The sequence below is a fragment of the Neisseria sp. P0021.S007 genome (assembly GCF_051956855.1).
Map to the genome: position 1 here is coordinate 1 of NZ_JBQCXA010000500.1, position 701 is coordinate 701.

Here is a 701-nt window from a genome sequence, read left to right on the forward strand (position 1 = left end):
ATATAGTTCAACACCATAGGATAAATTTCCGCCGCGCTGTCCAAATAGCTGATGCCGCATTGCTTGAGTTTGGACGTGTATTCGGGGTTAAACACCAAATCCCATTGATTGTCCGGCAGTTTGTCCGTACCCAAAGCCTTTTTCACACGCTCGGTATTGATGGCGAAGGTGTTAGTCCCCCAATAAAACGGAACGGCGTATTCGTGATTCGGATCAACGCCTTCCATCAGTTTCATCAACTGAGGATTCAAGTTTTTATAGTTGGGAATCAGGGATTTGTCGATTTTCTGATACGCACCTGCCTTAATCTGCCTACCGACAAACGCATTGGAAGGACCCACGATGTCGTAACCCGACTTGCCGGTCAATACCTTGCTCTCCAGCGTTTCATCGCTGTCATATACATCATAAGTTACTGAGATACCGTGTTTTTTCTCAAACGCGGCAACCGTCTCGGGATCAACATATTCCGACCAGTTGTAAATGCTCAATACCTTTTGATTATCGGTTTGCGCCTTGTCGGCAGAGTTTTTGTCCGAGCCGCCGCAGCCGGCCAATGCCAGCGCAGTCAGTACGATGAGGGGCAGATGTTTGGCCATTATCATTCCTTGCGTATCCGGTTGAAAAGAGAAAGGCATTATAAAGCAGGCAAGCCGGGGCGGATAGGCTTCGTTGTTAAAAGATATCGACCTGCTTGAGGC

General features: G+C 47.9%; 1 protein-coding gene. It reads right to left on the reverse strand.

The features are described from left to right. A partial coding sequence (locus ACTHUR_RS14245; protein WP_440399209.1) for an extracellular solute-binding protein occupies nt 1-599 on the reverse strand: 599 nt, incomplete at its 3' end. Between the last annotated feature and the right edge of the window lie 102 nt (nt 600-701).